Source organism: Pseudomonas sp. RA_35y_Pfl2_P32, from assembly GCF_963970735.1.
Taxonomy (GTDB): domain Bacteria; phylum Pseudomonadota; class Gammaproteobacteria; order Pseudomonadales; family Pseudomonadaceae; genus Aquipseudomonas.
In genome coordinates this window covers 1-532 of sequence record NZ_CAXAQF010000192.1, presented here as the reverse complement: position 1 = coordinate 532, position 532 = coordinate 1, and the positions used below count along the sequence as shown (strand labels likewise).

Below are 532 nucleotides of genomic sequence, written 5' to 3'. Positions count from 1 at the left end.
ACACCGAAGGTTATCTCGTGGCCGCAGGCGAGGTGTATTTCGGGACCGATAGCTCCTAGGGCGAGTTCGGCGTGTATCTGGTCGCGGACGGCACCAACAAGCGGTATCGCTGCAAGATCCGCCCGACCGCCTTCTCGCATCTGCAGGCGATGGACTTCATGGCCAAGGGCCACATGCTCGCCGATACGACCGCGATTCTGGGCGCGATGGATATCGTGTTCGGGGAGTGCGACCGGTGAGCAGCGCACGTCTCGCCACCGCGCATCGCATGATCGCGCTGTACAACGCGCAGGATGCGGACGGCTACGTCGCGGAAATGACCGGCGATGCGTGCGAGGCAATGTACCGCGGTGCCGTGGTACGCGACGGGCAGGAGGGTGTTCGCGCAGGGCTGAAGGCGATGTTCACGCAATATCCCGAGAACCGTGCCGAAGTGCTGTCGTCCTATGTCCTGGGCGATACCGTGGTGTTGCACGAAAACGTCTCGCGCGGTCCCGGTGGCGAGCAGTTCGAAGTCATGTCCCTTTATTCG

General features: G+C 62.6%; 2 protein-coding genes. Both read left to right on the top strand.

All coding sequences use genetic code 11. The annotated features are described in order from the left end of the window. The first annotated feature begins 71 nt into the window (after positions 1 to 71). Positions 72 to 239, top strand: a complete 168-nt coding sequence (locus AACY45_RS27815; RefSeq protein ID WP_339548687.1) for a hypothetical protein — start codon at positions 72 to 74, stop codon at positions 237 to 239. Then, a partial coding sequence (locus AACY45_RS27810) for a nuclear transport factor 2 family protein (RefSeq protein WP_339548686.1) occupies positions 236 to 532 on the top strand: 297 nt, incomplete at its 3' end. The genes AACY45_RS27815 and AACY45_RS27810, both read left to right, overlap by 4 nt.